Here is an 18,796-nt window from a genome sequence, read left to right on the forward strand (position 1 = left end):
CGGGCTGAAAACTGAAGCGTGGCCGTTAAAGACGGCGCGCACCCAAGTCAACCTCGCGCTGACCAATCTGCTGCATTTGGCTGATCCGGCGCAGGATTTCGCCCCGATCCGCGTTCATCACTCTGACAGCCCTTGTGTGGGAAGCAAGCGAATGAACCTGAAACTCCCTATCGCCGCGCTGCTCGCGCTTCTGCCAGCGGTCTCTGTTGCCCAACCTATGGGCGGGCGCTGGGGAGGTGGCTCGATGATGGACCAGCGATTCGGTGGACCCTCACGCCAATCTGCGCAGCCATCCAAGAAGGTCGACGTGACCGCCTTCCAATCCGCCGATGCTGCCGCCTTGCTTGGCAAGGGTGCAATCACTGTCGCTGCCGCCAATGGCGCAGAAGCGGAATGGAAGCTGCCCGTTTATGAAGCTGCCGTCGTCGATCAACTGGCCAAGCTTGGCTACGAAACCGCCGTCAGCGGGGCGGAAAGCGGCCAGATAGCCCAGATCGGCATAACTCACGCGGTCGTCGTGCCCGAAGAGGAAAAGCGCAAGCCCGTCTCCGGCGCCATGGAAGTCGGCGTATCGAATCGCGGCAACTATCAGGCAATGGCGCTTAACATCGACCTGTCGAAGCCGCGCAAGGCCATCATCGCCACACGGCTCGATGTGCGCATCCGCGACAAGGTGACCGACCGCGTGCTGTGGGAAGGCCATGCCGAGGCCCAAACGCGCGAAGATGACGACGGGCTGGACAATGGCGCATTGGCAGCAAAGCTTGCCTCGGCACTGTTCGCCCGCTTTGCCGATGCACAAGTGGTGCAAACCGGCGGCTGATGCCCTGCTGTGCCCTTTGGCATTGCGGCGCGCAGGCTTAGGCCCCACCTTGGGTTCAAACAGATGGATGCTGGACAGATGAAACGCCTCACCGCCGCCCTCGCCCTCTCGGCCCTGACCGTCACGCCCGCGCTGGCCAAGCCAGCCCCGGTCGAAGTCACGCGCTTCCACACCCCCGAAACGCTCGCCCGGCTGAAGGGCGTGGCCGCTGTGGTGGAGCCTGCCCCCGGCAGCGATCCGAAGAGCCTTGAGGACAAGACCTGGCTCAGCGCCGTCCAGCGCGAACTCGGCGCCCAAGGCTTTGGCATCGCCACGCCGAACGCCACCGATGTCGTCGCCGAAGTGCTGGTCGAACGCGAAGTGCAGAAGCGCGAGCGCGGACGCGGCCCGGTGAGCGTCGGCGTAGGTGGATCGACCGGCAGCTTCGGCAGCGGGCTGGGCCTCGGACTCGGTTTCAATCTCGGCGGTGGGCCGAAGGACTTCGTGGTCACGCGCCTCTCCGTCCGCATTCGCGACAAGCGAACCGGCGAATCGCTGTGGGAAGGCCGCGCCGACAACCGCGAAAGTGCGAAAGCCAAGGAAGCCGCCATCGGCGAAGCTGCCCCGCGCCTTGCCCGTGCGCTGTTCGCGGGCTTCCCCGGCACCTCGGGTGAGACTATCAGCGTCAAATGAATGACATCCGCATCAATGCCGCGTTCGATTCCGGCAATATCGAAGTGCTCTCCGTTGCAGGAGCCAGCGCCAGCCTTTCCATCCGCAAGGACCGCGATTCGGACTTCTTTCAGTGGTTCCACTTCCGCGTCGATGGAGCGGCAGGGCGCGAACTGGAACTGAAGATCACCGGCCTTGCCAAATCGGCCTACCCCGGCGGCTGGCCCGGCTATCGCGCTGCATTTTCCGAAGACCGTGAATTCTGGGGCCGGACCGATACCACCTATGACCCGCGCGAGGCCGATGGCACGCTGACCATCCGCCACACGCCACAGGCCGGCACCTGCTGGTTCGCCTATTTCGCCCCCTATTCAATGGAGCGGCACCACGATCTGGTCGCCCAAGTCGCCGCGCAGCCAGGTGTTACCTATCGCTGCCTTGGCACCAGCATCGAAGGCCAGCCGATCGATTGCCTCGAAATGGGCGAAGGCGAAAAGCACGTGTGGCTCTATGCCCGCCAGCACCCCGGCGAATCGATGGCCGAATGGTGGATGGAAGGCGCGCTGGACATGCTCACCGATCCGGCAGACCCCCACGCACGCCGCCTGCGTCAGCTCTGCCGCTTCCACGTGGTGCCCAATGCCAATCCGGACGGTTCGTGCCGTGGCCACTTGCGCACCAATGCCGTGGGCGTGAACCTCAACCGCGAATGGCACGAACCCACGCCCGAACGTTCGCCCGAAGTGCTCGCCATCCGCAATGCGATGGACGAGGTCGGCTGTCACTTCGCAATGGACGTCCACGGCGACGAAGCGATCCCGCATGTGTTCATCGCCGGATTCGAAGGCATCCCTTCATGGACCGACGCGCTGGGTGAAAGCTACACCCGCTACCGCAGCATCCTCGAACGCCGCACCCCTGATTTCCAGACCAAGCGCGGCTATCCAACCGCCTCGCCCGGCCGTGCCAATCTCGCCATGTCCACCAATCAGGTGGCAGAGCGCTTTGGCTGCCTGGCGATGACGCTGGAAATGCCTTTCAAGGATAACGACGATCTGCCCTGCAATGAACAAGGCTGGAGTCCCGAGCGGTCAAAGCTTCTGGCGCGCGAATGCCTCACATCACTGCTGGAATGGCTGGAAGGGTAAACGCTTTTACCAGCCGTTAACGGAACAGGGCGCATGGCAGCGGCATGGCCCGCGCAATTGCCCTGATTCATACCACTGCTCATGCCCATCTGCTGGCCGATCTGCCACGCCGGATGATCGTGCTGGGTTGCGCAGCCGCGTTGATCCTCGCAGGACGCCCGCTGCCCTTCTGAGCGAGGCGCCATAGGTCCGTTACAGGATCTCCAGCACTTTTTCCTTCGGACGGCACAGGCGCACGCCCTTGTCGGTTTCCACCAGTGGCCGCTCGATCAGCTTCGGCTCTGCCGCCATTGCCGCCAGCACCGTCGCGTTATCGGCCTTCACAAGTCCGCGATCCTCGGCGTCGGTCCCGCGCAGACGCAATCCCTGCTGCGGCGTCATCCCGGCATCACGGTAGAGTTGCGCCAGCTTGTCCGCGCTGGGCGGCGTCTTGAGATACTCGACTACGGTCACCTCAGCACCCGCCCCCTGCAACATCGCCAGCGTGTTGCGCGAAGTCCCGCAGCCGGGGTTGTGCCAGATCGTCGCTTTCATAGTCTGCCTTCCAGAAAAATGAGCGGACTGTCTTAGCCTCCCGATCCAATCGCGCAACGCCGAGCCTGTTTGATTCGCATCAATGTTAATGCGACAAATTCGCATAAATATCCTTGCAAGTGACTTTGACTCGCAATAGTCGGCGTGACTGGAAATCATTATCGCATCGCCCAGCGCGCGAAATGATCAGGGAGAATTTGTGATCCACCTCGCCAGTCTGCTGCTCGCCGGAACCATGCTCGCGCCTGCGGTCGCATTTGCCGAAGACGTCGTGCCTGCCGATGCTGCACGCGAAGCAACGGGCACGGTGATTGTCGTCACGGGCACGGCAGACGGTTACCGACCGCTCGATGCCAACGCGGTCAAGACCCCCACGCCGCTGGTCGATGTGCCGCAGACCATCACCGTGCTCACGCGCGAACAGCTTGACGATCAGGGCATCACCCAGCTTGGCGATGCACTGCGCTATGTCCCGGGCGTCGTGCTCGGCCAGGGCGAAGGCCATCGCGACCAGATCAACCTGCGCGGCCAGAACACCACCGCCGACTTCTACCTCGATGGATTGCGTGACGACACGCAGTACTACCGCTCACTCTACAACATCGAACGCGTCGAAGTGCTGAAGGGTGCCAATGCGCTGCTGTTCGGCCGCGGCGGCGGCGGCGGCGTGATCAACCGCGTGAGCAAGACGCCAGACCTTGCAGGCACCAAAGGGCAGGCCAGCGCCAATGTCGACAGCTTCGGCGCTTTCGCGCTCGCGGCCGACTGGAACCAGCCACTCAGCGACATGGTCGGCGCGCGCCTCAACGCCACCTATGAGGAATTTGACAACCACCGTCAGGACTTCGAAGGCCGCTTCATCGGGGTGAACCCGACGATGGCCTTCCAGCCGGGCGATGCCACCCGCATCGAACTGGCATACAACTACGACGATGATCGCCGCACCACCGATCGCGGCGTCCCCTCGCGCAGCGGCAAGCCGTTGACCGGCTTTGACAATACCTTCTTCGGGCGGTCAGACCTGAACATCGCCACGGTCAAGGCGCACATCGCGCAGGCCCGGCTCGATCACGATCTGGCCGACAACCTCAGCTTCAACGTGCTTGGCCAGTACAGCCACACCGACAAGCTCTACGGCAACGTCTTTGCCAGCGGCCCGGTAAACACGGCGACCAACACGGTCGCGCTCGCCGGATATGAAAGTGGCACGGTGCGCGATAGCTGGGTGGGCCAGGCAAACCTTGTCTGGACCGGCCAGACCGGCGGCGTGGGCCACACCCTGCTCACCGGCTTCGAAGTGGCCGATCAGGACACGCTGGCCACGCGGCGCAACACCAACAACGGCACGGTCACGCTGGCCGAACGTCTGACCGTTCCCGCCTTCGCCTATAGCCCGCTTGCCACAAACAGCCGTACCGATGTGCGCACGCTCTCGGCCTACATTCAGGACCAGATAGAGCTTGCCCAGTTCCTGCAACTCGTCGCAGGCGTACGCTACGATGAATTCCGCATCACCGGGCGCAATGCCATCAACGGCGTCGGCGCATCGCGGACCGACCGCAAGTGGTCGCCGCGCTTCGGCGTGATCGTCAAGCCGCAGCCGAACATGAGCTTCTACGGCAGCTTCACCCGCACGTTCCTGCCGCAGTCGGGTGACCAGTTCGGCGCGCTCGACGCCACGCAAGCCACCCTCGCGCCAGAGCAGTTCGAAAATCTCGAGGCAGGCGTGAAGTGGGACGTGAACCCCGGCCTCGCCTTCACCGCCGCCATCTATCAGCTGGACCGTGACAATTCGCGCTTCAACAACCCGGTCACCGGCCTGCCCGAACTGTCGGGCAAGACCCGCGCCAAGGGTATCGAGCTATCGCTGGCAGGCCGCATCCTACCTCACTGGCAGGCGAGCCTCGGCTATACCCTGCAGGATGGCGAAGTCCGCTCGGCCACCACTGCCGCGCCTGCCGGTCGCAAGCTGTCGCAACTGCCGCGCCATCAGGCCTCGGCATGGACGCGCTATGATGTGACCGGCCAGATCGGCCTCGGCCTTGGCATCACCCACCAGTCGAAGAGCTTTACCACGATCAGCAACGGCGTGACGCTGCCCGCCTTCACCCGCCTCGATGCGGCAGTGTTCTACGATCTGTCGGAGAACCTCTCGCTGCAGCTCAACGTCGAGAACCTGACCGACACCGACTATTTCCCCGCCGCGCACACCGACAACAACATCTCGACGGGCGAGCCGATCAATGCCCGCCTGACCGTCCGCGCCAAATTCTGAGCTGACTAGCCCCCGCCGCGCCCTCTCCCACCCCCCTCCTCGGGAGGGGGCGCAAACCGGGCCTAACCAGCCCCCGGCGCCACAATCGCGGGCGGCGGCGCAGCACTGATCGTCTCCTCGCCGCGCATCACCCTCGCAGCGCGTTGGATGGCGCGGATCAGCCGGGGATAGACGCCGCAGCGGCAGATATTGGTGATGGCGCGCGCGATGTCCTCGTCCGCAGGGCTGGCATTGCTGGCGAGCAAGGCCGCTGCCGCCATCACGATCCCCGGCGTGCAGAACCCGCACTGGATCGCCTGTTCGGCCACCAGCGCCTGCTGCATGGGATGCGACCGGTCGCCCGACAGTCCCTCGATCGTGGTAACGTTTCGCCCCTCGGCCTCACCGAGCAGCAGCGTGCAACTCGGCATCGCCTGCCCATCGACGATCACCATGCACGCCCCGCACTCCCCTGTGCCGCAGCCATATTTGGTGCCGGTGAGGTTCGCCGCATCGCGCAGCGCCCACAGCAGCGGGGTATCGTCCTCAAGACGATACTGCACGGGCTGGTTGTTCACGGTGAGACGGGCCATGCCGTGCGCTTAGCCTGCCCGCGCCTTCCGGATCAATCCCGCCAGCTGCGATCGATCCGGTCAATCCGGCGCGTCCACGCTGCAAAGTCTGCCTCGCCCACGCGTCCGCCCGCATTGACCTGCCCCAAATCGCGCTGGTGAACTTTCACCACATCGTCACTCACCCGGATCGCCGGGCGGCCCATCGATAGCGTCGCCATCTGTATCTCGCAGGCGCGCTGCAAGCTCCATTGCGTGATGAACATCTGCGGCAGCGTGTGCGCCAGCACCACCGGCCCGTGATTCTTCAGCATCAGCACGCGCTTGTCGCCCAGATTTGCCAACAGCCGCTCCCCCTCCTCGGCCCGTACGGTCACGCCCTCGAAATCGTGATAGGCCAGTTGGCCGGCAAAGTTGCAGGCATAGAAGTTGATCGGCATCAGCCCTTCTTCAAGGCTGCACACTGCCATCGTCGCGGTTGTGTGCACGTGGCTGATCGCGTGTGCCCACGGCAGGTGCCGATGGAAATAGGCGTGTTGCGTAAAGCCTGCCTGATTCACCGGATAAGGGCTGTCATCGAGCTTGTTGCCATCAATGTCGATCTTGACGAGGTTCGACGCCGTAACTTCGCAATAAAGCAGCCCGAACGGATTGATCAGAAACGCATTCTCCTGATCCGGCACTTTCAGCGAGATGTGATTGTAGATCGATTCCGACCAGCCGAGGTGGTCATAGATGCGATAACACGCCGCCAGTTCCTGCCGTGCCTGCCATTCAGCATCGCTACATTCGATATTCGGCCTGATCAGGGTGGCCATTGCGCGCTCTCCGGGTATTATCGTTGCTATGTGCAACTTGTATCGCATGACCAGCAACGTGCAAGCCATCGCACACCTGTTCGGCCCGTTGTCCAACGCGCAGACCAACCTGCCTGCCTTCCACGAGATCTACCCCGATGCCGAGGCCCCGGTGCTGATCGCCCGCGCCCAGCAGCGCCGCCTCGGGCTGATGCGCTGGGGCTGGCCCCCGTTCGGCGACATCAAGCGCCCGGTCACGAACATCCGCAACCTCGCTTCACCCATGTGGCGCAGCGCGCTGGAAGACCCGTCGCGGCGCTGCCTCGTCCCCGTCACGCAGTTCTCAGAATGGTCCGCCACGCCCGATCCAGCGACGGGCCGCAAGCGCAAGCACTGGTTTGCGCTGAATGACCAGCCGCTGTTCGCCTTTGCGGGTCTCTGGCGTTCCACGGCAGAAGGCCCGCGCTTCGCCTTCCTCACCTGCGCGCCCAACGCCATTGTCGGACGCGTTCACCCCAAGGCGATGCCGGTGATCCTTGCCAGCCCCGAAGCCGCCCACCACTGGCTGACCTCCGAGGGCGATCTGGCCGCGCAGAGCCAGCAGCCCTTCCCCGATGCCCTGATGCACGAGGTCGAAGAAAAGGAAGAGCCGCCCCTGCCACCGAAACCGGAGCAGCAAAGCCTGTTCTGACCTCTACTTGAGATCATCGTTCCAGCGCCGCAACACCCGCCGCTCTACCGCACGAAACAGCGCGTCGAGGTCATCGGCTTCCACGTCGAGCGCCTCGTCCCAATCCGCCAGCACGGCATCCAGATCGGCCCGGTCATAGGTCACCGTGCGCAAGGGCGCGGGCTCCGGTGGAGCGGTTGTGCGGTGTGGCCAAGGGTGCCCGGTCATCGTGTTATAGAGCCAGCCCACGGCCACAATGCCCACCACGTTCAGCGCCAGCGGAGCCAGCGGCCCCGGCAACTCTGCATCCGGCGCAAATCCGGCCAAGGCGCCCAGTATGGCTGCTGCCCCGCCCGGCGGATGCGTGCACCGCGCCAGTGCCATCACCGCAATCGCCCCGCCTACTGCCACACTCACTGCCAACGGCGCGCCCAGATCTGCCCGCGCACAAAGCCAGCCCACCGCCATGCCAAGGCTCGCCGAAATCAGGTTGCCCCCCACCACAGACCAAGGCTGTGCCAGCGGGCTGGCAGGCACGGCAAACACCAGCACAGCCGATGCCCCGACCGGAGCCATGATCCACGGTAGTCCCGCATTGGCCGGAACCAGATGCCCCAGCAACGCCGCCAGCGCGATGCCCAGCACCGCGCCCACGCTTGCGCGGGGCCAGCCTGCCGGAACCCAGATCCTCTTTTCGCCCATCACTGGCAATTCCTCGGCCCGACGTGCTTGTCGCCACGCCCCTTGCGGGTCTAACCGGGCATCATGCAAGCCCCCCGGTTCCCAAAATTGCCGTTTGCCAGCACCTTGCCGTCGGCCCGCCCTCGTATTGCCGCAGTGATCGGGGCGATCCTGCTCAGCATCGTGGCCGTACTTTTCGCCCGCGCGGGAGAATGGGCGCAGATGCTGTTCGCAATACTGTTCCGGCGTGAACCCTATGCCCCGCTGATCCTGACCCCGCTGGTCTTTGCAGGCGTAGTCTGGGCCACGCGGCGCTGGTTTCCCGCTGCGCGCGGTTCGGGCATTCCGCAGGTCATGGCCGCAGGCCACAGCCCCACCACCGCCGCAAAAGGCTCCCTGCTCTCGCTGCGCAGCGCTGCAGGCAAGCTTTTCGGCACGACCGCGCTCCTGCTGGTTGGCGGCTCGGCCGGGCGCGAAGGCCCCACGGTGCAGGTCAGCGCCGCGCTGATGGTTGCTGTCCATCGCTGGCTGCGCGTGCCCGTCACCGCTGGCGTCATTATCGCAGGTGGCGCTGCGGGCGTAGCCGCGGCCTTCAACACCCCACTTGCCGGAGTGGCCTTTGCAATAGAAGAACTGGCCTCGGCCTTCGAACAGCGGCTTGCCGTCCTGGTCATGGCCGTGGTGATGATTGCGGGCGTCGTCAGCCTCGGCCTTGCCGGCGACTATGTCTATTTCGGCGCCATGGCCCAGCGCCTGCCGATTTCCGACCTGTTCGTGCTCGCCCCGCTCGCCGGGATCGTCGGCGGCGTTGCGGGAGGCCTGTTCTCGCGCCTGTTGATCGCCATGGCCGGATCGGAACATGGCGTTTTCACAGCCATGCGCGCACGCCCGATCCTGCTCGCCGCGGCCTGCGGCCTCGTCGTGGCGATCACCGGCATTGTCACCGAAGGATCAAGCTGGGGCACCGGCTATGACACCACGCGCCACCTGTTGGCAGGCGGCGATGCCTCGCTGCTGTTTGGCCCCGGCAAATTCGTCTCCACCCTCGCCACTGCGCTCAGCGGCGCGCCGGGCGGCATTTTCGCGCCCTCACTTTCGGTGGGCGCGGGCGTGGGCCAGCTGCTTGCCGCACTCTTTCCCGGCGATGCCCCTGGCGCGATCGTGGTGTTGGGCATGATCGGCTATTTCACAGGCGTTGTCCGCGCACCGCTCACAGCCTCGATCATCATCATGGAAATGACTGCCGACCGCACGATGGTTCTGCCGCTTTTTGCCACGGCCCTGATTGCCGATTGGGCCAGTGCCAAGGTGTGCAAACCAAAGCTGTACCACACGCTGGCCAAACAATTCACGCCCGCCAGCCAAAACGCATGAAAAAAGGGGCCGGTCCAAAGACCAGCCCCTTGATTCTGTTCGACCGAGGTCGAGCCGATTGGCGTTTCGATAACGACCAGTCGAAGCGCGATTAGCGCTTCGAGAACTGGAAGCTCTTGCGCGCCTTGGCCTTGCCGTACTTCTTGCGTTCCACGACGCGAGGGTCGCGGGTCAGGAAGCCGGCAGACTTCACGGCGCTGCGCAGTTCCGGTTCGAACTTCGACAGGGCCTGAGCGATACCGTGCTTCACAGCGCCGGCCTGGCCCGAAAGACCACCACCCTTGACGGTGCAAACGATGTCGTACTGGCCTTCACGACCAGCGACTTCGAACGGCTGGTTGATCACCAGACGCAGGGTCGGACGAGCGAAGTACACTTCCTGATCGCGACCATTGACGGTGACCTTGCCCGAGCCGGGCTTCAGCCACACGCGGGCCACGGCGTCCTTGCGGCGGCCAGTGGCATACGAACGGCCCTGCGCGTCAACTTCGCGCGGACGGATCACGGCAGCGGGACCAGTGCGGATGACCGGAGCGGCCACTTCACCAGCTTCGGCAGGAGCAGCAGCAACCGGTGCGGCAGCCGTCAGATCCTTCAGATCCGACAGGCTCGATACGGTGTTTTCGGTTTCGGACATGGTTTACGCCCCCACCTTGTTCTTGCGGTTCATCGAAGCGACGTCGAGCGCCACCGGCTGTGTGCCGCCATGCGGGTGTTCGGTCCCGGCATAGAGGTGAAGGGCGCGCATCTGCGCACGGCCAAGCGGACCACGCGGAATCATGCGTTCCACCGCCTTTTCAAGCACGCGCTCAGGGAAGCGGCCGCCGAGGACCTTGTCCGCGGTCACTTCCTTGATGCCACCGGCATAACCGGTGTGCTTGTAATAGATCTTGTCCTTGAGCTTGTTGCCCGTCAGACGCACCTTGTCGGCATTGATCACGACAACGTGATCGCCGCAATCGACGTGTAAGATGCCAGTTCTTTACCACCTCGGCCGGTTTGATCGACCGGGTGACCTTGCTCAGTGCCTTCATGGCGCTTCGGTTCCTTCGGATTTCGGTTCGTCGATCCGGGCGGGAATCCGCTTGCATCACGACGAAGGAAGTGGGCCTTTGTTGCATACGGCCTGCAGAGTCAAGCAAACTGCGGGTTTTTGGAGAGGTAAAATAATACCGTTACATTCCAAGGTCGGCATAGTGGGCGCCTGAGGCTGGCACTGACGAGGCTGTTCAAGATGGCAATTGGCCGTTCAGCCGATCTGGATGCTGCCCATGTTGAACAGCGCAACGATCACAGCGACCGTTGCCTCCGCCCCCAAGTCTGACGGAGCGATCATCATGTCATCCAGCGCGCACAAGCGTTCGGCGAAAAGGGCGCTCTCACCCGAACACGCATGAGATTGCCCGTCGACGAACAGCATCACGGACCCTGCACCCTCACGCACAAAGGAAAACCGGCTTGCCGGGTTACGCACCAAAGGCACCGGCGCCGACACCAAAGCCCGAAGATCAGCGGCGGTGATCGATTCTTCCGGCGACCAGTCGATCTCCGCGTTCTTGGGCGTGGAGTTGTACTCCCCGAACCATCTTGCGAAGGCGGCGCGGTCCAGCAGCTTTTCGGTGACCATTGCGTGCAGATCGTCGATGGCCTGCCCGCTGATCTCGCCGGGGTTGCTCTGCAGCGTCAGGGCGGGGTCGGCATAGCGACGGTCGCTCTCGGCCTGCTCCACCAGATGCTCGGCCCATTGCACCAGCAGTTCATCGCGTGACGGCGCGCGGAAACCGATGGAATAGGTCATGCAATCGTCGCCGATGGCCACGCCGTTGTGCGCAATTCCGGGCGGCACATAAAGGACATCGCCGGGTTCGAGAATCCATTCCTGCACCGGTTCGAAGTTCGCTAGCAGCCGCAGGTCATCGTGCGGGAGCAATTCGGTCGCATCGTCGCACAGCCCGCCGATCTGCCACTTCCGCCGCCCGAGGCCCTGCACCAGGAACACATCGTACTGGTCAAAATGCGGCCCCACACCGCCCTGATCCACGGCGTAGCTCACCATCACATCGTCGATCCGCCAGTTGGGGATGAAGCGGAACGTATCGATCAATGCACTCACATCGGGCACGTGATGGTCCACGGCGTTGACCAGCAGCGTCCACGGCGCATCGCCCAGCTTGCCAAACCGGCTCTCGGCAAATGGCCCGTGTTCCATGACCAGCGTGCCATCAGCCTGCCGGATGAGGCGTGATTCGACGCCTTCTTCGCAGGCAAGGCCTGCCAGTTCGTCAGGCTCCAGCGGGTTGTTCCAGTCCGTCCACAGGCCTCGGATCAACAGCGGCCGCTTCTGCCAATGGTCGCGCAGGAAGTCGCCGGGGTGAAACGTCATGCCCGTTCCCGCCTGCCCAGCAGGTGCGCGCACCACACCGTGGCTGCCACCAGCAGCGCGCCGACCAACTGATGCAGCACCGCGATCCACAGCGCCACGCCGCTCCACACGGTAAAGATGCCCAGCAGCACTTGCGTGCCGAAGGCGCTGTGCAATGCGATGGAGGCCGCGCGGTGATCCTTGCGCACCCGCCGCGCCAGCACCACCAGCACCGCCACCACGCCCCAGGCCCACCAGCGGTGGATGAAGTGGACGAGGAACGGGTCCGACAGGAAGGCGTGTGCCGCGCCCAGCGCCCAGTCCACACCATCGGGATAGAGCTTGCCCTGCATCAGCGGCCATGCGTCCATGCTGAACCACCCCGCCCCGGCAGACGTGCCTGCGCGCATCCCAGCCACCAGCGCGCCATAGAACAGTTGCACCAGCAGCACGATCAGCGCCACCAGCCCCAGCCCGCGCAATTGCGCGCGGGGCTTGCCCTTTGAAAGCACAATCAGATCAAGCGCCGTCCACACCAGCCCGCCCAGTGTAAACAGCGCCACCAGAAGGTGCGCGGCAAGGCGGAAGTGGCTGACTTTCACATCGTTGACGATGCCGGATTTGACCATCCACCAGCCCACCGCCCCTTGCGCCGCGCCGAGCGCGAGCAGTGCCAGCAGACGGGGTTTGTAGCCTTGCGGAATGCGGCCCTTCATCCAGTACCACGCAAGCGGAGCTGCGAAGACGAGGCCGATGGTCCGCGCGATCAGGCGGTGGACCCATTCCCAGAAGAAGATGAACTTGTACGAATCCAGCGTCATCCCCGCCGGACCGTTGATCAACTGGTACTGCGGCGTGGCGCGATAGGCATCGAATTCGGCCTGCCACTGCGCATCGGTGATCGGCGGGATCGTGCCTGTCACCGGCTTCCATTCGGTGATCGAAACCCCCGATTCGGTCAGCCGGGTAATGCCCCCCACCGCCACAATCGCCACCACCATCAGTGCAACGATGAACAGCCAGCGGGCAAGGGCGAGTGCGTCCTTTCGGACGTCGGTTGCAGCACCTGAAATCATGCCCAGCGCCCTGCTCCTGCCCCCGGAAAATCGCAAGGGGGATTGTCGGGACGGCGGCCACGGACCTTGGGGCAAAACGTGTGGAGGGCAAATTTGTTCGGCGGCCTACCTTGCGCCATGTAACACTATAACATATATGCGCTTTCGATGAGTAACGCCCTCCTTGCCCTGCGCGCCCGGTTGGACCGGTTCGGCGTAATCCTTTCGGGTCTATGCCTGCTGCATTGCGTAGCGGGCGTGTTTCTGGTGGGCATGTTCGGCATCGGCGGCGCCGTGCTGCTCGATCCCGATTGGCACCGTTGGGGCCTCGCTTTCGCGCTGGTGATCGGCGCGCTGACTATCGGCCTTGGCGCCTTGCGGCACGGACGGTTCCTTCCCCTTGCCGTGGGCGGCACCGGCCTCGCCCTTATGGGCGGCGCAGTGGCGGTGGGTCATGGCGATGAAGAAGTGGTGTTGACGGTCATCGGCGTCGTGCTCGTCGCCGTGGCGCACGTCATCAATATTCGCACCAACAGCTGCCATTCCTGAAGTGCACCTAGACGCACCTAACTGCACCTAACCCGCCCTTGCGCGCACGTGACGCATCGTTAAAGCGTGCGGAATGACCGCAATCCTATCCCTGACCGTCAACGGCGAACCACGCCGCGCCGCGCCCGGCTCCATCGCCGATCTGGTGCGCAGTCTCGATCTTGAACCCACCAAGGTCGCGGTTGAGCGCAATGGCGAAATCGTCCCCCGATCGACTCTCGCCAACGTGCCGATCGCCGAGGGGGACGTGCTGGAAATCGTGCATTTCGTGGGTGGAGGACAGACTGACGTGACGGATTTGAACGAAGATACCTGGACCGTTGCAGGCCGGACCTTCCGCTCGCGCCTGATCGTGGGAACGGGGAAATACAAGGACTTCGAACAGAACGCCGCTGCGGTTGAGGCATCGGGCGCGGAAATCGTCACCGTCGCCGTGCGCCGCGTCAATGTGTCGGATCCGAAGGCTCCGATGTTGACGGACTACATCGATCCGAAAAAAATCACCTACCTGCCCAACACCGCCGGGTGCTTCACCGCCGAAGACGCGATCCGCACGCTGCGGCTGGCCCGCGAGGCTGGCGGTTGGGATCTGGTGAAGCTGGAAGTGCTGGGTGAGGCGCGGACGCTCTATCCCAACATGATCGAAACCATCCGCGCCACCGAAGTACTTGCCAAGGAAGGCTTTCTTCCGATGGTCTACTGCGTGGACGATCCGATTGCGGCCAAGCAGCTTGAGGATGCGGGCGCTGTGGCCGTGATGCCGCTCGGCGCGCCGATCGGCTCAGGCCTTGGCATTCAGAACCGGGTAACGGTGCGCCTGATCGTGGAAGGTGCGAAGGTTCCGGTGCTGGTCGACGCAGGCGTTGGCACCGCATCCGAAGCCGCCGTGGCGATGGAACTGGGTTGCGATGGCGTGCTGATGAACACAGCCATTGCCGAGGCCAAGGACCCGATCCGCATGGCCCGCGCGATGAAGCTGGCCGTGCAGGCCGGGCGCGATGCCTACCTTGCCGGGCGGATGCAGACGCGCAAATATGCCGATCCGAGCAGCCCGTTGGCGGGGTTGATCTGAACGCCAAGTAACCGCAGCGCCCCCGCCTTCGCGGGGGCGCACGGGTTTCAGATCAGCCCACAACCCCTGCTGCCGCCAGCACCGCCAGCGTCAGGATATCAGGCGCAAGCGAGGTCATCGGGGCGATCTGGACCGGCTTTTCCATGCCCAGCAGCATCGGACCGATCACGGCGTTGCCGGCCAATTCGCGCAGCAGCTTGGCCGAGATGTTGGCCGATTGCAGGCCGGGCATGATCAGCACGTTGGCAGGGCCGGACAGGCGGCTGAACGGATAGTTGGCCATGACCTTGGGGTTCAGGGCCGCGTCGGGGGCCATTTCGCCTTCGTATTCGAAGCCGGGGTCTTCAGCGTCGAGGATCGCCACGGCGCCACGGATCGAATCAAGCCAGCGGCCATAAGGATTGCCGAAAGTGGCGTAGGACAGGAACGCCACGCGCGGTTCGTGGCCCATGCGGCGGGCGACAGCGGCGGTTTCCTTGGCGATGTGCGCCAGTTCCTCGGCCGAGGGACGCTCGTTCACGGTCGTGTCGGCCAGGAACACGGTGTAGTTCTTGGCGACCATCAGGTGAATGCCGAACGGCAGGTGGCCCGGCTTGGGGTGAAGCACCCGGCGCACTTCCTTCATCGACTGCGCGAAAGTGCGCGTCATGCCGGTGATCAGCGCATCGCCGTGGCCCAGCGCGACAAGCAGCGAGGCGAAGACGTTGCGGTCCTGATTGACCATGCGCTTCACGTCACGCTCAAGATAACCGCGACGCTGAAGCTGCTTGTAGAGATATTCGACCATCTCGGGCACCAGCGGCGAGACGGCGGAATTGTGGATTTCGTAGGACGATGGATCGCTGACGCCCAGTTCGGTCAGCTTATCGAGCACGCCCTGCGTGCGGCCGACCAGAACCGGGGTGCCATAACCGAAGTCCTTGAACTGGATCGCGGCACGCAGCACCACTTCGTTCTCTGCCTCGGCAAAGACGACACGCTTGGGATCGGTCTTGGCCTTGGCAAAAACGTTGGTGAGTACCGACGTAGTCGGGTTCAGCCGCGCCTTCAGACTGGTGCGATAGGCATCCATGTCCTCGATCGGCTTCTGAGCAACGCCCGAATCCATCGCGGCCTGAGCAACTGCGGAAGAGACGACTTCCATCAGGCGCGGATCGAACGGTGCCGGAATGATATAGTCGAGGCCGAAGGTGTGGTTGATGCCATAGGCGGCGGCCACTTCTTCCGGCACAGACTCGCGCGCCAGCTTGGCAATGGCTTCGGCGGCGGCGATCTTCATTTCCTCGTTGATCGTCGTGGCCCGCACATCCAACGCGCCACGGAAGATGAACGGGAAGCCCAGCACGTTGTTGACCTGGTTCGGATAGTCCGAACGGCCCGTGGCCACGATGCAATCGGGGCGCACTGCCTTGGCATCGGGCGGGGTGATTTCCGGGTCCGGGTTGGCCATGGCAAAGATGATCGGCTGCGGGGCCATCTTCGTGACCCAATCGGGGCGGAGCGCGCCAGCGGCGGACAGGCCGAGGAAAATGTCTGCGCCATCAAGCGCATCTTCAAGGCTGCGCGCCGAGGTATCGACCGCGTGCGCGCTCTTCCACTGGTCCATGCCGGATTCGCGGCCACGATAGATCACGCCCGAACGGTCACACATGATCACGTTGTCGTGGCGCACGCCCATCGCCTTGATCAGCGCGGTGCAGGCGATTGCCGCCGCGCCTGCGCCGTTGACCACGACCTTGACGTCTTCGAGCTTGCGTCCGGTCAGGTAGCAGGCGTTAAGCAGACCGGCAGCCGAAATGATCGCGGTGCCGTGCTGGTCATCGTGCATGATTGGTATCTTCAGGCGCTCTTTCAGCGCCTGTTCGATGATGAAGCATTCGGGTGCCTTGATATCTTCAAGGTTGATCCCGCCAAAGCTCGGTTCCATCAGCGCCACGGCATTGATGAAGGCATCTGCATCTTCGGTATCGAGTTCGATATCGATCGAATCGACATCGGCAAAGCGCTTGAACAGCACGGCCTTGCCTTCCATCACCGGCTTTGACGCCAGTGCGCCCAGATTGCCAAGACCAAGGATGGCGGTGCCATTGGAGATTACCGCGACAAGGTTGCCCTTGGCGGTATATTCATAAGCATCGGCGGGATTTTCCGCGATAGCGCGGACCGGAACGGCCACGCCGGGCGAATAGGCGAGGCTGAGATCGCGCTGCGTCGCCATGGGCTTGCTGGCGATGATTTCGATCTTACCCGGACGGATGGTGTTGTGATAGAAAAGCGCCTCGCGCTCAGTGAAGCGGACGTTGCTTTCCTCAGACATATTTCCCCCGATAGCTGGCCGGACCTTGCGCTCGGCAGTGTCCGAGACTGGACGCTACGTCAAGGCAGCGAAACCCCGTCATCCCAACATGATCTGTCAAATTTTGCCGAAAATGGCTCAAGCGAGCCGTCGCTGCATTCCTGACCCCTGAATCAGAGGTCCGTTACCTTCCACGTCGGAATGCCCAGACGGCGGACCTTGAACAAACGGCTGCGCCCTTCCTGCCACACCAGTTGCAGGCGCGGATCGGCGCGGCGTGGCATCCCGGTATCAATCAGCCAGACATAATCGACGCGCTCGATCGGCGCGGCCTTCAGTGCGGTATCCACCGTGCGCCGCCAGCCACCGGCACAGCGCTGCGACCAGACGAATTCCGATGGATCAGCGGTGAAATTGCGACCGGGACGGAAACGCGGGACGATCATGTGCAGGCCGGGGACGGCCCAGTTGTCGTTGACCCAAGCCTGCCGATAGAGGCTGGCAAGGCTGGCGAGGTGATCGCGGCGGGTGTTGCGCCATGATTCATCGAGGCAGGAATGTTCGACAAAGGCCAGCACACGGCTGCCGGGTTCAACGTGCGTCAGCGCCGAAAGCTGCTTCTTGTAGTCCTCGGCATAGTCGTTGAAGCTCCACGCCGTAACCGTCAGGCGCACCGCGAGCAGCGCCATGCCGAGATAGGCCACGGCCTTTGCCCATTGCAGACGGCGCGCGCCGCTCCAGTCCTGCAGGCCGAGGCCGAGCATTGCGGCCACCGGCAGCAGGCGGATGTCGACGAATGACGAGCCGTTGATGTCACTGGGGATGGCAAGGAACAGGAGAAACACCGTCAGCGCCGGAAGTCCCTGCCGCCAGTTCCACTTTGCACCGAGGAACGGCCCGACCAGCACCAGCAATCCGGCGATGATCGACGTGCTGAAATCAAGCAACTTCGACTGATCGCGCAGGGTCAGCACGAAGGACCACGCCTTCTGGTCCCAGCGCCAGATGTTCATGCTCTTGACCGGGGGCGAGAACGCCTTCCACAGCACGATGGTGATGACCGTGGCGAGCAGCGGCCAGCAGGCCTGCCACAGGCGCAGCCCGATGGCCTTCCAGTCCAGCGACTTCACCCATTCGCGGTTGGTGAAATCACGGAAGCGCCAGCCTGCGGGCAGTTCGTCCACCGCGCGGCCAAAGGCATGTGCGCCCACCAGCAACGCCAGCAGCAGCCCGCCGATGGCATGGCACAGCATCGCCACAGGCTGCGCAATGATCAGCATAGTGGCGCGAGCGCGGGGGTTCTTTTCCAGCCAGACCGAGGCACCGAACGCGGTGAGAGAAAGGCCGGTAGCGAGGATATAGTTCAGGAAGCCGGTGAGCAGCGGGAAGCTGAACACGAACATCAAGGACCACGCCGCCGCGTGCCCGCCCTTCGGGTTCAACATGCGGATCGTCCACAGGCAGCCACCTGCAAACAGGCCGGTGGCCAGCACCGTGCTCCACCACCCGGCAGCCAGAATGCCGAACTGTGCGCCCAAGACCTTCATCAGCACGCCGCCGCCGATGTTCAGCGTGAACACCCACTTCCACGTAAAGTATTGTTCGAGCGGATTGCCGGGGCCAGCTGCCTCGATCGCAGCCGCCCCCATGTGGCCGGGAATGTCGATCAGGGGGGGCACATCGACCAGCGCGAAAGGCGCACAGATCAGCAGGATCGCAATGGCAATGCCGGGGCCAGACAGCCACGGCAGCGCGCCCGCGCGCGCCAGCAGCGCTTTTGCCGAATCAAACCAGGTCTTTTCGCCGACTTGCTTCAAACTCTGCTTACCCCACAAAGACCGCGTTGCAGTGCCTCGTTAGGCGCGCAGTTGCGGATATCCAGCCATGACGGTTTGAGAAACACGCGCGGCTGGTCTAGCCACCTCCGCGTGACGCCTAATGCCCCAACTCCGATGATG

The 18,796-nt window shown here is 63.6% G+C and carries 18 protein-coding genes and 1 pseudogene; 9 read left to right on the forward strand and 10 right to left on the reverse strand.

The features are described from left to right. From B7X90_RS16200 to B7X90_RS16215, 4 genes are all read left to right on the forward strand, one after another. A partial coding sequence (locus B7X90_RS16200) for a hypothetical protein (protein ID WP_292626145.1) occupies window positions 1-823 on the forward strand: 823 nt, incomplete at its 5' end. 78 nt (window positions 824-901) lie between these two features. Beyond that, window positions 902-1,495, forward strand: a complete 594-nt coding sequence (locus B7X90_RS16205) for a DUF4136 domain-containing protein (RefSeq protein WP_292626147.1) — start codon at window positions 902-904, stop codon at window positions 1,493-1,495. Beyond that, window positions 1,492-2,622 (forward strand): M14-type cytosolic carboxypeptidase, encoded by a 1,131-nt coding sequence (locus B7X90_RS16210; RefSeq protein WP_292626148.1) that lies wholly within the window; start codon window positions 1,492-1,494, stop codon window positions 2,620-2,622. The genes B7X90_RS16205 and B7X90_RS16210 overlap by 4 nt, the downstream gene beginning before the upstream one ends. A gap of 44 nt (window positions 2,623-2,666) precedes the next feature. Next, on the forward strand, window positions 2,667-2,795 hold the full coding sequence (locus B7X90_RS16215) for a hypothetical protein (protein ID WP_292626149.1): 129 nt from the start codon (window positions 2,667-2,669) through the stop codon (window positions 2,793-2,795). A 19-nt stretch (window positions 2,796-2,814) separates the two neighbouring features. Here B7X90_RS16215 and arsC read toward each other — a convergent pair whose 3' ends face one another. Continuing rightward, the gene (arsC, locus tag B7X90_RS16220) at window positions 2,815-3,156 is read right to left on the reverse strand and encodes an arsenate reductase (glutaredoxin) (protein ID WP_292626151.1); all 342 of its coding nucleotides are present in this window, start codon (window positions 3,154-3,156) and stop codon (window positions 2,815-2,817) included. Window positions 3,157-3,355: 199 nt separating this feature from the next. Between arsC and B7X90_RS16225 the strand changes: the two genes are divergently transcribed. Beyond that, complete coding sequence (locus B7X90_RS16225) at window positions 3,356-5,431, forward strand: TonB-dependent siderophore receptor (RefSeq protein WP_292626153.1); 2,076 nt, start codon at window positions 3,356-3,358, stop codon at window positions 5,429-5,431. A gap of 62 nt (window positions 5,432-5,493) precedes the next feature. On the opposite strand, the gene B7X90_RS16230 is transcribed toward B7X90_RS16225, so the two are convergent. Beyond that, a complete protein-coding gene (locus B7X90_RS16230; protein ID WP_292626155.1) occupies window positions 5,494-6,003 on the reverse strand; it encodes a (2Fe-2S)-binding protein in 510 nt (169 codons plus the stop codon). A 32-nt stretch (window positions 6,004-6,035) separates the two neighbouring features. Beyond that, the gene (locus B7X90_RS16235) at window positions 6,036-6,800 is read right to left on the reverse strand and encodes a class II aldolase/adducin family protein (protein ID WP_292626156.1); all 765 of its coding nucleotides are present in this window, start codon (window positions 6,798-6,800) and stop codon (window positions 6,036-6,038) included. Window positions 6,801-6,828: 28 nt separating this feature from the next. Here B7X90_RS16235 and B7X90_RS16240 point away from each other — a divergent pair, with 28 nt between their 5' ends. Beyond that, the gene (locus B7X90_RS16240) at window positions 6,829-7,470 is read left to right on the forward strand and encodes an SOS response-associated peptidase family protein (RefSeq protein ID WP_292626157.1); all 642 of its coding nucleotides are present in this window, start codon (window positions 6,829-6,831) and stop codon (window positions 7,468-7,470) included. Window positions 7,471-7,473: 3 nt separating this feature from the next. On the opposite strand, the gene B7X90_RS16245 is transcribed toward B7X90_RS16240, so the two are convergent. Continuing rightward, window positions 7,474-8,151, reverse strand: a complete 678-nt coding sequence (locus B7X90_RS16245) for an HPP family protein (protein WP_292626159.1) — start codon at window positions 8,149-8,151, stop codon at window positions 7,474-7,476. A gap of 63 nt (window positions 8,152-8,214) precedes the next feature. Here B7X90_RS16245 and B7X90_RS16250 point away from each other — a divergent pair, with 63 nt between their 5' ends. Continuing rightward, window positions 8,215-9,504, forward strand: a complete 1,290-nt coding sequence (locus tag B7X90_RS16250) for a chloride channel protein (protein WP_292626161.1) — start codon at window positions 8,215-8,217, stop codon at window positions 9,502-9,504. A 91-nt stretch (window positions 9,505-9,595) separates the two neighbouring features. Here B7X90_RS16250 and rpsI read toward each other — a convergent pair whose 3' ends face one another. The 4 genes and pseudogenes from rpsI to B7X90_RS16270 all read right to left on the reverse strand — a co-directional run bounded on the left by rpsI (window position 9,596) and on the right by B7X90_RS16270 (window position 12,942). Then, window positions 9,596-10,141 carry a 30S ribosomal protein S9 gene (gene rpsI, locus B7X90_RS16255; protein ID WP_292626163.1) on the reverse strand — a complete coding sequence of 182 codons (546 nt, stop codon included), beginning with the start codon at window positions 10,139-10,141 and terminating at the stop codon, window positions 9,596-9,598. Window positions 10,142-10,144: 3 nt separating this feature from the next. Next, a pseudogene (rplM, locus tag B7X90_RS16260) lies at window positions 10,145-10,538 on the reverse strand (50S ribosomal protein L13). 215 nt (window positions 10,539-10,753) lie between these two features. Then, window positions 10,754-11,887 carry a cupin domain-containing protein gene (locus B7X90_RS16265; protein WP_292626164.1) on the reverse strand — a complete coding sequence of 378 codons (1,134 nt, stop codon included), beginning with the start codon at window positions 11,885-11,887 and terminating at the stop codon, window positions 10,754-10,756. Beyond that, window positions 11,884-12,942 (reverse strand): COX15/CtaA family protein, encoded by a 1,059-nt coding sequence (locus B7X90_RS16270; RefSeq protein ID WP_292626165.1) that lies wholly within the window; start codon window positions 12,940-12,942, stop codon window positions 11,884-11,886. Before B7X90_RS16270 ends, B7X90_RS16265 begins: the two co-directional genes overlap by 4 nt. Window positions 12,943-13,089: 147 nt before the next feature. Between B7X90_RS16270 and B7X90_RS16275 the strand changes: the two genes are divergently transcribed. Both B7X90_RS16275 and thiS read left to right on the forward strand, forming a co-directional pair. Next, on the forward strand, window positions 13,090-13,470 hold the full coding sequence (locus B7X90_RS16275) for a MerC domain-containing protein (protein WP_292626166.1): 381 nt from the start codon (window positions 13,090-13,092) through the stop codon (window positions 13,468-13,470). 73 nt (window positions 13,471-13,543) lie between these two features. Continuing rightward, window positions 13,544-14,542, forward strand: a complete 999-nt coding sequence (gene thiS, locus B7X90_RS16280; RefSeq protein WP_292626167.1) for a sulfur carrier protein ThiS — start codon at window positions 13,544-13,546, stop codon at window positions 14,540-14,542. Window positions 14,543-14,594: 52 nt separating this feature from the next. Here thiS and B7X90_RS16285 read toward each other — a convergent pair whose 3' ends face one another. Both B7X90_RS16285 and B7X90_RS16290 read right to left on the reverse strand, forming a co-directional pair. Next, the gene (locus tag B7X90_RS16285; protein ID WP_292626168.1) at window positions 14,595-16,859 is read right to left on the reverse strand and encodes an NADP-dependent malic enzyme; all 2,265 of its coding nucleotides are present in this window, start codon (window positions 16,857-16,859) and stop codon (window positions 14,595-14,597) included. A 152-nt stretch (window positions 16,860-17,011) separates the two neighbouring features. After that, complete coding sequence (locus B7X90_RS16290; RefSeq protein ID WP_292626170.1) at window positions 17,012-18,655, reverse strand: hypothetical protein; 1,644 nt, start codon at window positions 18,653-18,655, stop codon at window positions 17,012-17,014. Between the last annotated feature and the right edge of the window lie 141 nt (window positions 18,656-18,796).

The organism is Novosphingobium sp. 17-62-19 (assembly GCF_002256775.1).
Classification (GTDB): domain Bacteria; phylum Pseudomonadota; class Alphaproteobacteria; order Sphingomonadales; family Sphingomonadaceae; genus Novosphingobium.

What these genes read in the sequence shown, in the direction of transcription:
- B7X90_RS16205 (WP_292626147.1), top strand. Translation starts at nt 902, where the DNA reads ATGAAACGCCTCACCGCCGCCCTCGCCCTCTCGGCCCTGACCGTCACG.
- B7X90_RS16210 (WP_292626148.1), top strand. Translation starts at nt 1,492, where the DNA reads ATGAATGACATCCGCATCAATGCCGCGTTCGATTCCGGCAATATCGAA.
- B7X90_RS16215 (WP_292626149.1), top strand. Translation starts at nt 2,667, where the DNA reads ATGGCCCGCGCAATTGCCCTGATTCATACCACTGCTCATGCCCATCTG.
- arsC (WP_292626151.1), bottom strand. Translation starts at nt 3,156, where the DNA reads ATGAAAGCGACGATCTGGCACAACCCCGGCTGCGGGACTTCGCGCAAC.
- B7X90_RS16230 (WP_292626155.1), bottom strand. Translation starts at nt 6,003, where the DNA reads ATGGCCCGTCTCACCGTGAACAACCAGCCCGTGCAGTATCGTCTTGAG.
- B7X90_RS16235 (WP_292626156.1), bottom strand. Translation starts at nt 6,800, where the DNA reads ATGGCCACCCTGATCAGGCCGAATATCGAATGTAGCGATGCTGAATGG.
- B7X90_RS16240 (WP_292626157.1), top strand. Translation starts at nt 6,829, where the DNA reads ATGTGCAACTTGTATCGCATGACCAGCAACGTGCAAGCCATCGCACAC.
- B7X90_RS16245 (WP_292626159.1), bottom strand. Translation starts at nt 8,151, where the DNA reads ATGGGCGAAAAGAGGATCTGGGTTCCGGCAGGCTGGCCCCGCGCAAGC.
- B7X90_RS16250 (WP_292626161.1), top strand. Translation starts at nt 8,215, where the DNA reads ATGCAAGCCCCCCGGTTCCCAAAATTGCCGTTTGCCAGCACCTTGCCG.
- rpsI (WP_292626163.1), bottom strand. Translation starts at nt 10,141, where the DNA reads ATGTCCGAAACCGAAAACACCGTATCGAGCCTGTCGGATCTGAAGGAT.
- B7X90_RS16265 (WP_292626164.1), bottom strand. Translation starts at nt 11,887, where the DNA reads ATGACGTTTCACCCCGGCGACTTCCTGCGCGACCATTGGCAGAAGCGG.
- B7X90_RS16270 (WP_292626165.1), bottom strand. Translation starts at nt 12,942, where the DNA reads ATGATTTCAGGTGCTGCAACCGACGTCCGAAAGGACGCACTCGCCCTT.
- B7X90_RS16275 (WP_292626166.1), top strand. Translation starts at nt 13,090, where the DNA reads ATGAGTAACGCCCTCCTTGCCCTGCGCGCCCGGTTGGACCGGTTCGGC.
- thiS (WP_292626167.1), top strand. Translation starts at nt 13,544, where the DNA reads ATGACCGCAATCCTATCCCTGACCGTCAACGGCGAACCACGCCGCGCC.
- B7X90_RS16285 (WP_292626168.1), bottom strand. Translation starts at nt 16,859, where the DNA reads ATGTCTGAGGAAAGCAACGTCCGCTTCACTGAGCGCGAGGCGCTTTTC.